Origin of the sequence: Bacillus sp. A260 (genome assembly GCF_009861435.1) — a bacterium.
GTDB classification, from domain to species: Bacteria; Bacillota; Bacilli; order Bacillales; family Bacillaceae_G; genus Bacillus_A; species Bacillus_A cereus.
Map to the genome: position 1 here is coordinate 2,458,498 of NZ_CP046398.1, position 16,897 is coordinate 2,475,394.

Below are 16,897 nucleotides of genomic sequence, written 5' to 3' on the forward strand. Positions count from 1 at the left end.
TAGATTAGAAATGGGGTATATATGAAGCTGTTTATTCTAAAATATTGGAGGAACATATGTAGCTACATATTCATTATAATAGGGGTTATTTTTATTAATAAGTCCTTTTTATTTTGTATGGTAGAAGGAATTTCGATGCAACCTACTTTGAATGAAAAAGATTATATACTTGTTAATAAGGTAAACGTCTGTTTATCGTCTTTTCATCATGGAGATGTTGTCATTATAAAAAAAGAAGACGCGCCTACTTACTATGTGAAACGAATTATTGGATTATCGGGGGATAACATACAACTAAAAGAGGATGAGGTATTTATTAACGGTAAAAAGCGTGATGAGTCGTATATACATTTAGATATGTCACAAGTATCCAATCGTTTTTCAAATTTTAGAGAAATAAAAGTTCCTACGCATAAATTATTTGTGTTAGGTGATAATCGTAATCATAGTAAAGATAGTAGGAATACACTTGGACTTATTGATGAATCAAATATAATAGGTAAAGTAGAAATGGTATTTTATCCATTTGATCATATAAAATGGATAAAATAATTCTATTAACGATTCACATTTTATAAAATAAATCATATATTGATAGCATAGGACAAGCAAAAACGCTTGTTCTAACCTCACAGAACACTCCTTATCACGGTTAGGCATCTACATAGGTAGATGCTTTTTTTATGTTGATGACTGAAAATTATTTATCAATATAATGTAGCAAGCATATTAGGACTATTAGGGGAAGATTACTTGTACAAATAACAGTATGCTTAATTAAAACAGTGAAATGTAAGGAGTGAGGAATAAGTGCTAAATATTTTAGTAGTTAATTTTCCAGCAGAGGGACATGTAAACCCTACATTAAATTTAGTAAAAGCCTTTACTGAACGAGGGGATAACGTACATTATATTACAACGGCAAACTTTAAGGATAGAATTGAAGATTTAGGAGCTACTGTACATACTCATCCGGATCTATTAAAAGAGATTTCTATTGATGCTGAAACCTCATCTGGGTTAAATGCTTTCTTTCATATGCATGTTCAGACTTCTTTATATATATTAGAAATTACGAAACAATTATGTGAAAGTATAAATTTTGATTTCGTAATGTATGATATATTTGGCGCAGGAGAGTTAGTAAAGGAGTATTTACAAGTTCCAGGTGTAGTGTCCTCACCTATATTTTTAATTCCGCCAGAATTTTTGAAGACATTACCTTTTCATCCAAATGCAGATATGCCATTTCAACCAGAGGAAATCTCTGAAAAATTACTAAATCAGATGGAACATAAATTTGGAGTAAAACCAAAGAATAATCTTCAATTTATGAATAATAAGGGTGATGTTTGTCTCGTATACACAAGTCGTTATTTCCAACCTAATAGCGAATCGTTCGGGGAAAATAACATTTTTATTGGACCGAGTATTTCAAAGCGTAAAACAAATATAAAGTTTCTACTGGAATCACTTAAAGAAAAGAAAGTTATTTATATTTCAATGGGAACACTGCTTGAAGGACTCGAACCATTCTTTAATACTTGTATTGATACTTTTTCAGATTTTGATGGGATAGTTGTAATGGCAATTGGTGATAGAAATGATATTTCTAAAATTAAGGAAGCACCAGATAATTTTATAATTGCTCCATACGTACCTCAATCAGAAATATTAAATGAAGCAGATGTTTTTATTACACATGGTGGTATGAATAGTGTACACGATGCCATTCATTATAATGTCCCATTTGTAATAATACCGCATGATAAAGATCAGCCAATGATAGCGCAAAGATTAACTGAGCTTGAAGCGGCACATAGACTATTGAAAGAACATGTTAATGTACACACTTTAAAAGAGGCCGTAACAGATGTACTTTCAAATGAAAAGTATAAATATGGTATAAGAAAACTTAATGATAGCTTTTTAGAATGTGGTGGTTCAAAAGAAGCGATTGCAGTTATTGAATCTCTTTTAAATAAAGTAAAACTTTAATTGGTGGGGCTTTACTGCCTGCAAATAGCGGGATAAATAGTCGTAACTGTATACAAGCATAGAGGTTCTCACCTTTATGCTTGTGTATTCTTATCCAGCAAATTGTACAGCAGTATTTGCATGTAAAAAAGCAGTATCAAAAACGGGAACAGTAAGATCATTTTGGGAGATGAGTAAAGGTATTTCAGTGCAGCCTAATAATATACCTTCAGCACCGTTTTGAATTAATGATTTTGTAATTTGTAATAACCTTTTTTTAGATGTTTCTGAAATGATCCCTCTACTTAATTCATCTAATATGACATGGTGGATAAAAGTTCTTTCCTCGTCATTTGGGATAATTGTCTCAATGTTATATTTCGCTAATCGTGATTTATAGAAATCTTGCTCCATCGTTTGTTTTGTTCCTAATAGTCCGATACGTTTTATATTCTGTTCTACCATTTCTTTAGCACTTACATCACCAATGTGAAGAAGCGGGATAGATATTGCTTGTTCTACCTCCTCGGCAAATAGATGTACAGTATTTGAACACATTAATAAACATTCAGCCCCAGATTTTTCAACTTTCTTTGCAACTGTAACTAGTTCATTTTTCACTTCTTCATATTGATGGTTTTGTAATAAAGTAGTTACTTCACCAAAGTCCATACTATATAAAATTAGCTTCGCATTTTGATCGTATTGAGAGAGTGTAAGTGTATTAATATGTTTATAGTATAATGATGTAGATTCCCAACTTAATCCTCCAATCAAACCAATAACTTTCATAATGCATTCCTCCCGAAACGATTTTGAATTCATTATTTCATAATTCCGATAAGAATACAATGATTTAAATGTGCTATTTAATAAAAAATAAAAATAGTAAGAAAAGTGTTGAAATTTACATTCTTTAGTGCCATAATACGAATTACAAATTAATACTTATCCAGAGAGGTGGAGGGAACGGCCCTAAGAAACCTCAGCAACCCCTATGCAATTTTATAGGAAGGTGCTAATTCCGCAGAGGACACGATGTGTTTTTTGAAAGATAAGAGGATTCTTGAAAGTGAAAGAAAGTGACCTCTTATGTAAGAGGTCATTTTTTTGTTGTATAGAAAGGGAGTGTCGATGCATAATTCATTTTTAAATTAAATATAGAGTAATAAAAGTTGACTAATATGAGAGGGGAATTGTCATGAATAAATTATCAACAAAGTTAGTAGTAGCAATCGGTATTGGAGCAGCATTATACGGGATATTAGGACTTTGGGGATTTTCTATTGCACCGAATACATTTATTAAACCAGCATTAGCTATATTAACTGTTTTTGGAGCATTATTTGGTCCAGTGGCAGGACTGTTAATCGGACTTATCGGTCATACCGTAACAGATACGATTGCTGGATGGGGTATTTGGTGGGGATGGGTTATTAGTTCAGGAATTATTGGTTTTTCAATGGGGCTTATTCAAAAAAGAGTTGGTTTTAGTGTGAAAAACGGGTCGTTTAACAAGGGGGATATTTCTTATTTAGCAATTACTGGGCTAGTTGGTATTGTCATTGCTATTATATTTGCTGGGGCATTCGATATTATTGTGATGGGAGAACCATTTGACAAAATTGTTATACAAGTATTAGGAGCAACAATTTCCGATGTCATCGTTTTCTTAGTACTTGGATTGCCACTTACAATTGGTTTGGCGAAATCCAATAAGAAACATACACATTTAAAAATTGAAAAGTAGGGATGTTAACATGCAACCAATTATTTCGTTTGAACAATTCACCTTTCAATATGGGCATGCTGCGCAGCCTACTTTAAGTGATATTACCTTTCATATATACCCTGGGGAAAAAGTGCTAATTGCTGGACGAAGTGGTTCAGGAAAGTCGACATTAGCTCATTGTATAAATGGGCTAATCCCATTTTCTTACGAAGGGAATAGCACAGGTAACGTTTTAATTGCCGGTAAAGACCCAAGGGAAGGAAGTATTTTTGAACAAAGTAAACAGGTAGGAACAATTTTACAAGATCAAGATGCTCAATTTATTGGTCTGACAGTAGAAGAAGATGTAGCTTTTTATTTAGAAAATGAATGTGTAAAGCAAGATAACATGAAAAAGATTGTTTCGGACTCATTAAGAAAGGTGAAGATGCATACGTTTCATAAACAAAGTCCACATGAATTATCAGGAGGCCAAAAGCAAACAGTTTCTCTTGCTGGTTTATTAACAACAAATGCGGATATATTATTGTTCGATGAACCATTAGCGAACTTAGATCCACTAAGCGCCATACATACGATAGAACTTATGAAAGATATACATGAGCAGTATAATAAAACGATTGTTATTATCGAACATAGGATAGAAGAAATTTTAAAACTGGATTTAGACAAAGTTATATTAATTGATGAAGGTAAAGTCATTGCGATGGGAACACCAAAAGAAATCTTAGCGTCAAATATATTACCACGTATTGGCTTAAGAGAGCCTATTTACATCGAAGCATTAAAGAGATTACATTTTGATCGTAATAATGACGTAATATATCCAATGGAAAACCTTCAAAAAGAAAAGGTAAGCAACGTTATAAAAGAGTGGATGGAGAAACAAGTCATATTAGAAAGGAATGCTAAAAACAAGGAATTACTTAAAGTGGAGAATTTATCATTTTCATACCCTAATAAACAAAAAGTATTAGAAAATGTAAACCTTTTAATATATGAAGGAGAAATTGTGGCACTGTTAGGACATAATGGAGCAGGGAAATCAACATTAGCTCATAGTCTTATAGGTATAAACAAAATGAAAAATGGGAAAATTGCGTTAAAAGGTGAAGATATTAGTTCTTGGTCTATTCGTAAACGTGGGGAAATCATATCTTACGTGATGCAAAATCCAAATCATATGATTACACAGCCTACTGTTTTTGAAGAAGTTTCATTTACATTAACATTACATAATTTTTCTAAGGAAGAAATTAAGAATAAAGTAGAAGGGATTTTAAAAATTTGTGGTTTATATCCATTTCGTAATTGGCCAATTCAAGCACTAAGCTATGGGCAAAAAAAGAGACTAACAATCGCATCTGTATTAACAACAAATCCTAAGCTTATCATATTAGATGAACCGACAGCGGGACAAGATTATTATCATTATAAACAATTTATGTCGTTTATTAAAAACCTAGCTAAAAAGGGAATTTCATTTGTTGTTATCACTCACGATATGAATCTCGCGCTAGAATATACAGACCGTGCAGTAGTTCTACATGAAGGGAAAATTATTGCGGATAATACAGTGTTTGATGTATTAGGCGATCAAGAAACGTTACAAAGAGCCAACTTAAGAGAGAGTTCTTTAACCAAGCTTATTAAATTTAGTGGGATTGCATGTCCAGAAAAATTTATGGAGCTTTATTTAGACAGTAATAGGAGGGAGGAAGGTGCATAGTACATATTTTCATCGTATGGATGGGGTAGTGAAATTGTTTTTATTTATTTTTTGTATGACGCTTACTTTTTTGTTTTTTGATTTTCGGGTGTTGCTAATATTATTTATTATTGGGTGTATCGGACTCAGCATTGCTAAAATTCCATTTCGTAAAATTTTAATTGTTTTTAGTGTCATATTTACATTTAGTTTATTAAACTCTGTCATGATTTTATTTATTACACCAACTCATGGATCTGAATTAACTGAATCATATACCGCGTTTTTACATGTTGGATATGCAACGATTACATATGAAACATTATTTTATGCAGCTACACTTTCATTAAAGTATTTTACGTTATTACCATTTACACTTCTTTTTATTTACACGACAGATCCAAGCGAATTTGTAAGTAGCTTAAGTAAACTTGGTATTCATTATAAGATTACATATGCAATAAATATTGCACTACGTTATATTCCTGACATCCAGTCTGAGTATAAAATTATTAAACACGCGCAAGAAGCGAGAGGAGTGGCTTTTGAAAAAGGAGAAGCAAGTTTATGGGTTCGTATGAAGAACCGTGTTTTAATTTTCTGGCCACTAATCATTCATTCTCTAGAAAGAATAGATACGGTTTCAAATGCAATGGATTTAAGAGGATTTGGAAAGAAGGATAAACGTACATGGTTTTATACAAGTAAGGCGAAACGTGAAGATTTCATCGCTTTATTTGCCGGTATTTTCATATTTATTGTTGCGGTATATTTAAAATTAAACGTATTTCAAAACTTTTGGTATCCATTTTAAAGCACTCTTTAAACGAGTGCTTTTACTTATTTTTATGTAGACATGCTCAAAAAAGGGATATATACATAATGTATAATACGAACCAGTTAAAATGATCAACTACCTATTAGTTTTCAAACCAAAAGGAGGAGAAAATATGAGTTACGGTGGTTCTTGTGGTTTTGGTGGAGGTTTCGCTTTACTAGTTGTGTTATTCATTCTATTAATAATTGTAGGATGCAGCTGCTGGGGCGGAGGATACTAATTTTTAATTAGTCTTCACAAATGTAAACTAAAAAAACATTGAAGATACTTATGTATCGAAACAAATAAAAAAGGAGCAACTATGCTCCTTTTTTATTTGTTTAAATGCGTATTCTCACTATATTTCGGGAACGTAATCGTTAAAGTCGTTCCTTTACTAACGATACTTCGGATTTTTAAACTTCCATGCATCGTCTCAATAATCTTAACAGCAACCATTGTACCTAAACCAGTTCCTTTTGTTTTTGTACTAAAATACGGTTCACCGAATCGATGTATTTGCTCCTGTGACATTCCAACTCCGCTATCTTCAATTCGTATTTCAACTTTACTATTATTGATAGATGAGGAAATATTTAAGGTACCACCATTAGGCATTGCTTCAATACTGTTTTTTATTAAGTTTAAAAAACATTGTTGAAAGTGCTGTTTATTACCAACAATGGTTGCCTCAGAAAAATCCTGTGTAATATGTATCGTATTCATATTACACAATGGCAATATCATATTAATAACTCGATTTAACTCTTGTTTTACTGAAATTTGATCTAATTTTTCTGGAGCAGGTTTGGCAAACGTTAAGTAATCATCGATAATTTCTTGGGCACGATTTAACTCTTCAAGTATATGTTTAATATATTCGTCTCTTGATTCAGGAGTTAAATTTTGTGTTTTTAAAAGCTGTGTAAATCCTTTTACAACCGTTAAGGGATTCCTTACTTCGTGCGATATACTTGCAGCGAGTTGGCTAACAATCTCCATTTTTTCCATTTTAATTAATTTAGAGCGCATTAATACAGCATCCTTTATAACTTCATTTATATAAACAATAAATAACATTAAAGTAGTCGGTAATACCATGAAATAAATAATATACAAATTATTCACTTCAAAATCTGATAAAGTTAATACAATTAAAGTTGTAAATATTGCTAGGAAAAAGGTTAAAAACATGGAAAAAGCTACTTTAAGTTTTCTATTATATGTATTAAATTTTGAAGATGCGAGTGCTGTAACGATGAACATTATTCCGTAAACAACGACTGTTAGCATATTAAATCCATAAAATATAAATCTTGTAATTAATAAAATTGTAAACAATATGATACCGACAGGGAATCCACCATAAAGCGTAGCTATTATGACCGGAATTTGTCTTAAATCATGAATACAACTTTCATCCATATAGATAGGGTATCGCATACATAAAATAAGCGGAATACTAGAACAAAGGGTAATCAGTAGTATTTTATATTTCTTTAAATAGTGCCGGCTATCATATATGAAATAAAAAACAAATATACTACATAAAATGTATAGAAGATTATTTAACACGTTTTGATTAATATAAACAAAGTCCATAATATTTGCCTCGTTATTCTGAATTTCCTTTTCATATGTATTATACATGATAATAGTATAAACTCTATATTTCTTTTAATAATTTAGGGTTATATCCTTTCCGCATTAGCCGCTTTTAACCACGCTTCATAGAATTCTATAACTACTGATGCATACCGTTCTGCTCGATTGGCATTTACAGCGCGATACGCTACCTCATATAATTCCTTACTTGCTTCCCATTTTATAAAAGAACGATCTTTTTCACCGCCTAAAAGTGAGAAAGCCATTGCTCCCATATTAAATACATTTGTTCTTTCATCAATTGTTGCGTTTAGTTCAAATTCCTCTGGTGACATAAAACGGGAGGAACCCCATAGCCGGCCCATTCTATTTATGTAAGGTTTCTTACTGTATAAATCTATATCACAAATTTTTGTTTCGTTTGTATTAAAATTATATAAAATACTACCGTCATAAAAATCTATTGCTACATAGTTTTTCTTTTCTACATAACTATGGAAAGAAAAAATGGAATGTAAGGAATGAATTCGTTCTATAGCAGATAAATGCCTAAATTTATAAAATGGTGAGTTTGGATTTTTATATTTTTCAGGAGGTGGGAAACTCCAATGCGAATGAAGACATTCACCATCAAACCAATCGAAAATTAATACATATCCAGATTGGACTGGAAAATGATTAATTAGTCTTATGAGCGATTCATGCTTTAAATCTTCATAGATAGTAACTGAATTTTTTAGCCTTTTAATAGCATCACCCGTTGTTCCTTCATATGCAATTGTTTGTGCTCCTGCGTATTTGATAAATTTCTTGTGACCATCTTTTTCTACACCAAAACTTATATTACCTGAGTCTTGCTGGTCAAAAACTGCAAATACGGTACCTAATTTAATAAGCCAATCAAAATTATGATATTCTTTTAATTGGAATGTTACACTATTTAACTGAATTTCGACGGAATTATCTTTCATAGCTTACCTCACATTTAATATAATTAAGTTGTACATTCCACTATTCGACATATTTTATGGAAATCCTATGCTAATAATATGAAATTTTATAAATATAATGATAAACACTTATAAAGAGGTGGATACAATGGATCAACAAATTGTTATTAAACCGTATCAAAAAGACTGGGTTGAAGAGTATATAAAAGAAAAAGAGAAATTCTGTTCCTTGTTAGGACAAGAAATAATCGCTGTTGAACATATAGGGAGCACAGCAGTAGAAGGATTAGGAGCTAAACCTCTTATTGATATGATGATTGGCGTAACAGAATTGCAAATAACTGAAAAGTGGATTGAAGTTCTATCGGAAATTGGATATGAGTATGTTACAAAAGATGCAACCAATTGGCGTTTTTTTAGAAAGGGAAAATGGAGAGCGGGTACTCATCATTTGCATATTTATATTTATAACAGTGATGAGTGGAGAAACAATATTTTATTTCGTGACTTTCTAATAAGCCATGAATGGGCACGTAAAGAATATAGAGAATTAAAGGAGAGGTTTGCTATTACATATGCTTTTGATCGTGTTTCATATACAAAGGCAAAAGCGCCGTTTATTCGAAAAATATTAGAATTGGCTAGAACTCAATGAATTTATAGATTCTGATCTAACTAGTTTTGAAACCTCTTCCTATACTTTTTATAGGGAGGGGATTTTTTTCATAACAAAATATATAATTTCTAATTATTGGAGGCAAACTATTTTATTTATTTTGATATTTCTAGTACATTGGAAATATTAAGGGGGAATTAAGCAATGAAAGCTATTGTACATCAATATGAAAAAGGATTAGAGGGGTTAGAATATAAATTTTTACCTGAGATAAGTCCTAATGCAGGTGAAGTAAAAATAAAGTTAAAAGCTGCAGGGTTAAATCATAGGGATTTATTTATTATAAACAATAGAAAAGAAATGGATCTACCATTAGTAATAGGTTCAGATGGCTCAGGAATTGTTACAGAAATAGGAGAAGGAGTTTCAAATATTACACTACATACAGAAGTTATTATTAATCCTAGTATTGGATGGGAACATGCTACTGAAGTACCGGAGTTACCGGAAGTGCTAGGTGGGCCGAAAGATGGAACATTTGCTGAATATGTAATTGTACCAGTTGAAAATGTTGTAGAAAAGCCGTCATATCTTACTTGGGAAGAATCAGGTGTTTTATCTTTATCCGCATTAACTGCATATAGAGCGCTTTTTACTAAAGGTAGATTGAAGCGCGGCGAACACGTTTTAATTCCGGGAATAGGCGGTGGTGTTGCTACATTTGCCATGTTATTCGCGAAAGCAATTGGCGCAAAAGTGAGTGTTACTTCAAGGGTAGAGAATAAAATGGAACTTGCTGCAAAATATGGTGCAGATATTTCTTTTCATAGTGCCGGAAATTGGGAAGAGAGCTTACAAGGTGAAAAAGTAGATTTAATAATAGATAGTATAGGTCCAGCAACTTTTTTGAAATATTTTGATGTATTAAAACCAAACGGAAGAATCGTGAATTTTGGTGCAAGCTCAGGAGATAAAATTGAATTACCATTACGCGCGCTATTTTACAATCAAATTGATATTATGGGAACATCCATGGGTAGCCGTGAGGAATTTAATGAGATGATAAAGTTTATAGAAAAACATCAAATTAAACCAATTATTGATAAAGTTTACTCGTTAGAAGAAGCAATTCGAGCACTAAGCCGTATGGAACATGGAGAACAATTTGGAAATATTGTACTTCAAATGAATTAAAAAATATGATTTTACAATTAGTATATTTAAATGAACATGTTATGTATTCCAAACATGAAAAAAATACGAATCGCCTTATTATAAAGGTTTACGAACTTTATACATAAATAGCGTATAAAATTTGTTTTATAATTGTCACATGAGTAATAGTAAAATGAGAATTAGATGAGAAAAGTTTAAGCCCATTTTCATAATGGTATTGTATACTGTGTAAATCAAGAACACTTGTAAGTAGGGAGAGAGTATTATGAATTACACAGTATTTCAGTGGTTTAATAATTTTGCTGATTCATCCAAACTATTAGATACGATAATGGTTGCAATTACAAATAGCGCTGCATACGTAGCCATTTTATTTATGCTTATCTTATGGTTTAATAATGGAAAGAAAGAGAATGCAATTAGAAAACAATATACAGTTTTATATACGACGCTTTCGGTTATTATTGCATTAGTAGTAAATGTTCTTATACATGCGGTATATTACCATCCGCGTCCGTTCGTATCACATGATGTACATCAATTAGTACCACATGCAGCAGATTCATCATTTGTTAGTGATCATTCTGTACTTGTATTTTCAATCGCCTTCGTATTTATTCTTAGAGGAGAAAAACTGAAATATATCGCGCTATTATGGGCAGTGTTAGTCGGTATATCACGTATGTATGTAGGTGTTCATTATCCTTTAGATATACTTGGTGCAGCATTCTTAACACTTATTACGAGTGCTTTAGTAATGCAAAGTACACGTATGTTTGAACCAATAGCGAAATTCGTATTCAAAATGTATGCATTAGTAGCGAGACGAATTCCTTTCTTAGCAAAATATAACCATATTGCATAATTTTCTTATAAAAAGTTCCCCTTTGGAAATCCAGAGGGGAACTTTTTATAGTAAATAAGAAAAGAGTTTAGAGTGCTATGCAATCAAGTTTTGGTGAAGTTAATATTCTGAAATTTCACGCACCGTATTTTAAATATATAAAATAATAACACAAAATAACAACAGTTAGTTTTGCATTGTTTTAAAGGAATTAAAAAGAAAACTTCGAAACATATAGTATCGTAAACAAAAACTACAAATTTTAAAACGGATCTTCGTACGAATCCATTCCAAAAGAGAGGAGATAAGTATGCAAAAACTCCAAACGAATAAAGGCGCTCGATATATGATGATTGCTTTTATTGTTTTGTTTCTTATTATGATTTTGCGTATATTCTATATTCAGGCAGTAGGAGTCGTGCATAATGTGAATGTAAAGGATCTCGCGAATGAACAACATAATAAAAAAGGTGTTTTAGAAGCGAATCGTGGCACTATCTATGATCAAACCGGAAAGGTGTTAGTACAAGATTCTACAACGTATCGAGTTGTTGTGAATTTAAAAGGAAAAGATAAAGTGAAAAATAAAGATGAAACCGCACAACAATTAGCCGATGCGCTTGAAATTGATAAAGAAGAAGTATTAAAAAACTTTCATGAAGGGCGTACGCAAGTTGAAATTGGGAAAATTGGTCGGAACTTATCTAGGGAAAAGAAGGAAAAAATTAATGATTTAAAAATACCAGGTGTATCTTTTATGTCGGAAAAAGCAAGAGTGTATCCGAATGAAGACTTTGCATCCTATATACTTGGTTTTGCTAGACCAGATGATAAAGGGAATACGGAAGGGAAGTTTGGGCTTGAAAAGAGTTTGGATAAATATTTGCACTCTACAAACGGAAATATAGAATATGTGGGTACACGAAGGGGAATTCCGCTTACAAATGATATAGGTAAAGTAGAACCAGCTAAAAATGGGAATAACGTATATTTAACGCTTGATAAACAAATTAATAGTTTTTTAGAAGAAGCGATGAACAAAGCGCAAGAACATTATGATCCTTCTATGTTAATTGGCATTATTGCTGATCCAAAAACAGGAAAGGTTTTAGCGATGTCTAGTAAACCTAGTTACAATCCTAATGTAGGTGATATCGAATACTTTTTAAATGACCCGATTGCAAATGCATATGAACCAGGTTCAACAATGAAAGTTTTTACATTAGCAGCTGCCATTAATGAAGGTGTATATAACGGAAAAGAATATTTTCAATCTGGAAAATATTCCGTTGGTTCATCTGATATAAAAGACCATAATGGTGGATTTGGATGGGGATCAATTACATTTGATGAAGGATTTGAAAGGTCATCAAACGTAGCTTTTTCTATTTTAGAAGATCAGTTACTGAAACCAAATAAATTTAAGCAATATATGAATAAATTTGGATTCAATCAAAAAACAGGGATAGATTTACCTGGAGAAAGGAAAAATACTTTATTATTAAATACACAAATTCAACAGGTTACAACTTCTTTCGGTCAAGGTTCTACAGTAACTCCGATTCAATTAATCCAAGCGGCTACTGCTATAGCAAATGACGGGAAAATGATGCAACCATATATCGTTGATAAAGTTGTAAATCCAACAAACAAAGAAGTTATTATGGAAAATCAACCGAAAGAAATTGGGAATCCGATAAAAAAAGAAACAGCGGACAAGGTTAGAAGCTTAATGGAGCGTGTTATAACATCTTCAAAAGGAACTGGTACAATGTATAAAGTGGATGGTTATCCAATTGGAGGTAAGACAGGAACAGCACAAATCCCGAATCCTGAAAATGGCCGATATATGGAAGGGAAAGAGAATTACATTTTCTCCTTTTTAGGAATGGCTCCAATTGACGATCCGGAGTTAATCGTATACTTAGCTATTAAGCAGCCAAAGTTAAAAGGAGATGAGTATGGAGCTCAGCCTCTTGCTGAAATATTTAAACCTGTTATAAAAAACAGCCTTGAATATTTAAAGGTGAAACCGTATACAGAAAAACAAATAGCTGATGCAGCGAAACAATCTCAATTAAAAGTACAAAATTATGTAAATCAATCGATGGATACAATAGAGAAAAGTGTAGAAAAAGAGAAGCTACAGCCGGTAATTTTAGGAGAAGGAAAAATAATAAAACAATATCCACAGTCTGGCGAGGTAATGAGTGAAGGTGATCGTATATTTTTATTAGGGAATAACGCACAAATGCCAAATGTAAAAGGGTGGTCCATGCGTGATGTTATGCATTTCTCTAAACTTTTGAAATTAGATTTGAAAACTTCTGGTACGGGTTATGTAACGAGTCAAAGTATTGAAAAAGGACAAGATTTACAAGAAGGAGATACACTAGAACTAGAATTAGAACCGCCGTTACAACCGTTAACAGAGGCGAATACGAATTAATCCAGGCATTTGGAAAGAGTTATATGCAAATAGCTCTTTCTTTAGAGTTGCGAGTAATTTCACGCACCGTAATTTTTAGAAAAAATAATAAATAAAAGAACTAACAGTGACACGTTGTTAAATATCTGATTATTGTTTATTTACAGTTAAATTTATATGTGATAATATGGAAAAAATAAATGCAGTGAAGAGAAGAGTAAATAAAATGAATTTTTCACAGAGAGCTCCATGTAGCTGAAAAGGAGTAAAAATTCTTTATTGAACCAAGCCTCTGAGCAGCACATCGGAACCTATTATTAGGGGATGGTGTGACGGGAGCTCCCGTTATAGAGCTATGGTATAAGCATGAATTAGAATGCAGTACCTGATAAGGTTAGTATGGTGACATATTAACAAACTAGGGTGGCACCGCGATGATAAATCTCGTCCCTAAGATTAAAAGTCTTGGGGGTGGGATTTTTTTATTGTTGTAAAACAATTTTGAAAGCGGGGGCCAAAAATGAAAAATTTACTTAAAGATTGGAAATATCCTTTATTACTATTGTCCGGAGTTGGTATTGCGAATTTAGGGGCATGGATTTACTTAATAGCACTGAATGTACTTGTCTATAATATGGGTGGCTCAGCCTTAGCTGTTGCTACTTTATATGTAATAAAACCATTAGCCACTTTATTTACAAACGCTTGGTCTGGGAGTATGATTGATCGTTTAAATAAACGGAAATTAATGATTCACCTCGATATATATCGTGCGTTATTTATCGCTATTTTACCTTTACTTCCGTCACTTTGGATTGTTTATGTATTCGTATTCTTTATAAGTATGGCCAGTGCAATTTATGAGCCAACTGCTATGACATATATGACGAAATTAATTCCAGTAGAGCAAAGACAACGTTTCAACTCATTACGCAGTTTAATAGGATCTGGTGCATTTTTAATTGGTCCAGCGATAGCGGGGGTTTTATTAATTGCGAGTACATCAGAGTTTGCTATATATATGAATGCTATAGCATTTCTCTTATCAGGATTCATTACATTACTTTTACCGAATCTTGATAAGAAAGAAGATTCGGATACAACTAGTAATACATTATCACTTACAGTATTAAAAAAAGATTGGAACACTGTTATAAATTTTAGTAGAAAACATGTGTATGTCGTATGTGTGTATTTCTTATTTCAAAGTATGTTCGTATTAGCAACTGCTACTGATTCACTTGAACTATCGTTTGCGAAAGAGGTATTACTACTAACAGATAGTGAATACGGTTTTCTAGTTAGTATAGCTGGTGCAGGATTTATTTTAGGTGCCATAACAAATACAATTTTGTCAAAAAAATTAGCACCTTCATTTCTAATTGGAATAGGATCATTATTCATCGCAATTGGTTATTTAATTTATGCTTTTTCAAATGTATTTTTAATAGCTGCTATTGGATTCTTTATTTTATCTTTCTCTATGGCATATGCAAATACAGGATTTTATACATTTTACCAAAATAATGTTCCCGTTCATATAATGGGACGGATCGGGAGCATATATGGACTTGTTATTGCGTTAGTAACAATCTTTATTACAATACTATCTGGTGTTGCGACTCAGTTCATTTCTATACAACTTGTAGTTATTGTAGGGTCATTAATAATGTTATTTATTACTATCGTCTTGTGTGTGTTTACTTTATTCCCATCACAATCTAAGTTGTATTCTACTGAGTCAATAAAGTGAAATTTTAATCAGGGGAGCATCCCCCACTGATTATCAGCCCTCACCAATCGGGCTTTTACGGGCAGCAGGGTCCCCACTTAACTTCTTTGCTTTCGCTGAATTTTGAGATGGGGGTCCTACTGCCCACAAATAGCGGAATACATTCGAAATGAACTTTGTGTTCTCATTAACAATTTATCGTATTTAATAAAAGGGTTCTTTCTCTTTTATATGGAAAAATTAATAAGGGTAAAGAACAATACCGAAAGACAAGGGTGGTTGTCGTGATAAAAACAAAAGATGAAATTAATAGAATTGTAAAAGAAATACAAAAGACAATAGATTTCTCTGGAGTAGTTTTAGTAAAAAAAGAAAAAGACTTAATCTATGAAAAAGCAATGGGTTACGCAAACAAAAGTGAATGTATAAACAATACGATACAAACAAGATTCGGCATTGCCTCAGGATGTAAAATCTTCACTGCAATTGGCATCTGTCAACTTGTTGAAAAAGGTGTTATTTCTTTTCATACAAAATTAAAAGATTGTCTAGAGATAAAATTTCCAAACTTCGATGAAGATATTACAATACATCAACTACTAACGCATAGTGCTGGTATACCAGATTATTTTGATGAAAGTATTATGGATAACTTCGAAGACCTTTGGAAACAAACACCTATGTATCTACTAAAGAGCGTAAAAGACTTTTTACCATTATTTCAAAACAATAATATGATGTTTGCACCTGGAAATAAGTTTCACTACAACAACGCAGGTTTTATTATACTTGGATTAATAATAGAAGAACAGACGGGACTTAAATTCACGGAGTATATAGAAACAAACATTTTTAATCCTGTTGGTATGAATGATTCTGGCTATTTTTCGTTAGATAGATTACCAAGACATACAGCTCTAGGATATATAAAGGACGAAACCAACCAAAATTGGAGAACAAACGTCTACTCTATACCAATAAAAGGAGGAGCTGATGGAGGTGCATATGTTACTGCACCAGACATGCTGAAATTTTGGGCGGCACTATTTAATAATGAAATTTTAGGAAAGGAATATACAAGGTTACTTTTAACTCCCCACATTCAAGTAAATGATAAACAATCTTACGGATATGGAATATGGATTGAAACACGAGAAAACAAGGTATTCAAATATCATGTAATGGGATATGATCCAGGCGTCAGTTTTCGCGCGGCTATATATCCAGAATTAGGAATCACTTTAGTTATTCCATCGAATAAAGGGGCAGGACCCGAAAAATTAATGACAGAAATAGAAAGAGCTTTTTAATT

The 16,897-nt window shown here is 32.3% G+C and carries 15 protein-coding genes, 1 riboswitch and 1 other annotated feature; of the genes, 12 read left to right on the forward strand and 3 right to left on the reverse strand.

Annotated features, from left to right (window positions below):
- Nucleotides 1-21 precede the first annotated feature (21 nt).
- Nucleotides 22-552 carry a signal peptidase I gene (gene lepB / locus GD442_RS12370; protein WP_033666239.1) on the forward strand — a complete coding sequence of 177 codons (531 nt, stop codon included), beginning with the start codon at nucleotides 22-24 and terminating at the stop codon, nucleotides 550-552.
- A gap of 258 nt (nucleotides 553-810) precedes the next feature.
- Entirely contained in the window at nucleotides 811-1,998 is a 1,188-nt protein-coding gene (locus tag GD442_RS12375) for a macrolide family glycosyltransferase (protein WP_000932144.1), read from the forward strand.
- 90 nt (nucleotides 1,999-2,088) lie between these two features.
- Here the strand turns inward: GD442_RS12375 and GD442_RS12380 are convergent, their stop codons facing one another.
- On the reverse strand, nucleotides 2,089-2,769 hold the full coding sequence (locus GD442_RS12380; RefSeq protein WP_000864372.1) for an aspartate/glutamate racemase family protein: 681 nt from the start codon (nucleotides 2,767-2,769) through the stop codon (nucleotides 2,089-2,091).
- 153 nt (nucleotides 2,770-2,922) lie between these two features.
- Nucleotides 2,923-3,038: riboswitch (SAM riboswitch) on the forward strand.
- Between the two features lie 140 nt (nucleotides 3,039-3,178).
- Between GD442_RS12380 and GD442_RS12385 the strand changes: the two genes are divergently transcribed.
- The 4 genes from GD442_RS12385 (at nucleotide 3,179) to GD442_RS12400 (ending at nucleotide 6,475) form a co-directional block, all read left to right on the forward strand.
- On the forward strand, nucleotides 3,179-3,727 hold the full coding sequence (locus GD442_RS12385; RefSeq protein WP_001038210.1) for an ECF-type riboflavin transporter substrate-binding protein: 549 nt from the start codon (nucleotides 3,179-3,181) through the stop codon (nucleotides 3,725-3,727).
- Nucleotides 3,728-3,737: 10 nt separating this feature from the next.
- Entirely contained in the window at nucleotides 3,738-5,438 is a 1,701-nt protein-coding gene (locus GD442_RS12390) for an ABC transporter ATP-binding protein (protein ID WP_001182511.1), read from the forward strand.
- Nucleotides 5,431-6,231, forward strand: coding sequence for an energy-coupling factor transporter transmembrane component T family protein (locus GD442_RS12395; RefSeq protein ID WP_000556372.1), 801 nt, complete (start codon nucleotides 5,431-5,433; stop codon nucleotides 6,229-6,231). Before GD442_RS12390 ends, GD442_RS12395 begins: the two co-directional genes overlap by 8 nt.
- 136 nt (nucleotides 6,232-6,367) lie before the next feature.
- The gene (locus GD442_RS12400) at nucleotides 6,368-6,475 is read left to right on the forward strand and encodes a YjcZ family sporulation protein (protein WP_000120182.1); all 108 of its coding nucleotides are present in this window, start codon (nucleotides 6,368-6,370) and stop codon (nucleotides 6,473-6,475) included.
- 92 nt (nucleotides 6,476-6,567) lie between these two features.
- Here the strand turns inward: GD442_RS12400 and GD442_RS12405 are convergent, their stop codons facing one another.
- Both GD442_RS12405 and GD442_RS12410 read right to left on the reverse strand, forming a co-directional pair.
- Nucleotides 6,568-7,836: a LytS/YhcK type 5TM receptor domain-containing protein gene (locus GD442_RS12405; protein WP_000348330.1), complete on the reverse strand. Its 1,269-nt coding sequence runs from the start codon at nucleotides 7,834-7,836 to the stop codon at nucleotides 6,568-6,570.
- 89 nt (nucleotides 7,837-7,925) lie between these two features.
- A complete protein-coding gene (locus GD442_RS12410; protein WP_159365101.1) occupies nucleotides 7,926-8,810 on the reverse strand; it encodes a protein kinase domain-containing protein in 885 nt (294 codons plus the stop codon).
- A gap of 127 nt (nucleotides 8,811-8,937) precedes the next feature.
- Here GD442_RS12410 and GD442_RS12415 point away from each other — a divergent pair, with 127 nt between their 5' ends.
- The 6 genes from GD442_RS12415 to GD442_RS12440 all read left to right on the forward strand — a co-directional run bounded on the left by GD442_RS12415 (nucleotide 8,938) and on the right by GD442_RS12440 (nucleotide 16,895).
- Nucleotides 8,938-9,444, forward strand: a complete 507-nt coding sequence (locus tag GD442_RS12415) for a GrpB family protein (protein WP_000372692.1) — start codon at nucleotides 8,938-8,940, stop codon at nucleotides 9,442-9,444.
- A 165-nt stretch (nucleotides 9,445-9,609) separates the two neighbouring features.
- Complete coding sequence (locus GD442_RS12420; RefSeq protein ID WP_000644507.1) at nucleotides 9,610-10,599, forward strand: zinc-binding dehydrogenase; 990 nt, start codon at nucleotides 9,610-9,612, stop codon at nucleotides 10,597-10,599.
- A 247-nt stretch (nucleotides 10,600-10,846) separates the two neighbouring features.
- Nucleotides 10,847-11,446, forward strand: coding sequence for an undecaprenyl-diphosphatase (locus tag GD442_RS12425; RefSeq protein ID WP_001110119.1), 600 nt, complete (start codon nucleotides 10,847-10,849; stop codon nucleotides 11,444-11,446).
- 289 nt (nucleotides 11,447-11,735) lie between these two features.
- Complete coding sequence (locus GD442_RS12430; protein ID WP_001170943.1) at nucleotides 11,736-13,874, forward strand: penicillin-binding protein; 2,139 nt, start codon at nucleotides 11,736-11,738, stop codon at nucleotides 13,872-13,874.
- 175 nt (nucleotides 13,875-14,049) lie between these two features.
- Nucleotides 14,050-14,308 (forward strand) — a binding site (T-box leader).
- Between the two features lie 65 nt (nucleotides 14,309-14,373).
- Nucleotides 14,374-15,606 carry an MFS transporter gene (locus tag GD442_RS12435; RefSeq protein ID WP_000793344.1) on the forward strand — a complete coding sequence of 411 codons (1,233 nt, stop codon included), beginning with the start codon at nucleotides 14,374-14,376 and terminating at the stop codon, nucleotides 15,604-15,606.
- A gap of 263 nt (nucleotides 15,607-15,869) precedes the next feature.
- Nucleotides 15,870-16,895, forward strand: coding sequence for a serine hydrolase domain-containing protein (locus GD442_RS12440; protein ID WP_000598062.1), 1,026 nt, complete (start codon nucleotides 15,870-15,872; stop codon nucleotides 16,893-16,895).
- The last annotated feature ends 2 nt before the right edge of the window (nucleotides 16,896-16,897 follow it).

What these genes read in the sequence shown, in the direction of transcription:
- GD442_RS12385 (WP_001038210.1), top strand. Translation starts at nt 3,179, where the DNA reads ATGAATAAATTATCAACAAAGTTAGTAGTAGCAATCGGTATTGGAGCA.
- GD442_RS12435 (WP_000793344.1), top strand. Translation starts at nt 14,374, where the DNA reads ATGAAAAATTTACTTAAAGATTGGAAATATCCTTTATTACTATTGTCC.
- GD442_RS12400 (WP_000120182.1), top strand. Translation starts at nt 6,368, where the DNA reads ATGAGTTACGGTGGTTCTTGTGGTTTTGGTGGAGGTTTCGCTTTACTA.
- GD442_RS12425 (WP_001110119.1), top strand. Translation starts at nt 10,847, where the DNA reads ATGAATTACACAGTATTTCAGTGGTTTAATAATTTTGCTGATTCATCC.
- GD442_RS12420 (WP_000644507.1), top strand. Translation starts at nt 9,610, where the DNA reads ATGAAAGCTATTGTACATCAATATGAAAAAGGATTAGAGGGGTTAGAA.
- GD442_RS12405 (WP_000348330.1), bottom strand. Translation starts at nt 7,836, where the DNA reads ATGGACTTTGTTTATATTAATCAAAACGTGTTAAATAATCTTCTATAC.
- GD442_RS12415 (WP_000372692.1), top strand. Translation starts at nt 8,938, where the DNA reads ATGGATCAACAAATTGTTATTAAACCGTATCAAAAAGACTGGGTTGAA.
- GD442_RS12430 (WP_001170943.1), top strand. Translation starts at nt 11,736, where the DNA reads ATGCAAAAACTCCAAACGAATAAAGGCGCTCGATATATGATGATTGCT.
- GD442_RS12380 (WP_000864372.1), bottom strand. Translation starts at nt 2,769, where the DNA reads ATGAAAGTTATTGGTTTGATTGGAGGATTAAGTTGGGAATCTACATCA.
- lepB (WP_033666239.1), top strand. Translation starts at nt 22, where the DNA reads ATGAAGCTGTTTATTCTAAAATATTGGAGGAACATATGTAGCTACATA.
- GD442_RS12410 (WP_159365101.1), bottom strand. Translation starts at nt 8,810, where the DNA reads ATGAAAGATAATTCCGTCGAAATTCAGTTAAATAGTGTAACATTCCAA.
- GD442_RS12390 (WP_001182511.1), top strand. Translation starts at nt 3,738, where the DNA reads ATGCAACCAATTATTTCGTTTGAACAATTCACCTTTCAATATGGGCAT.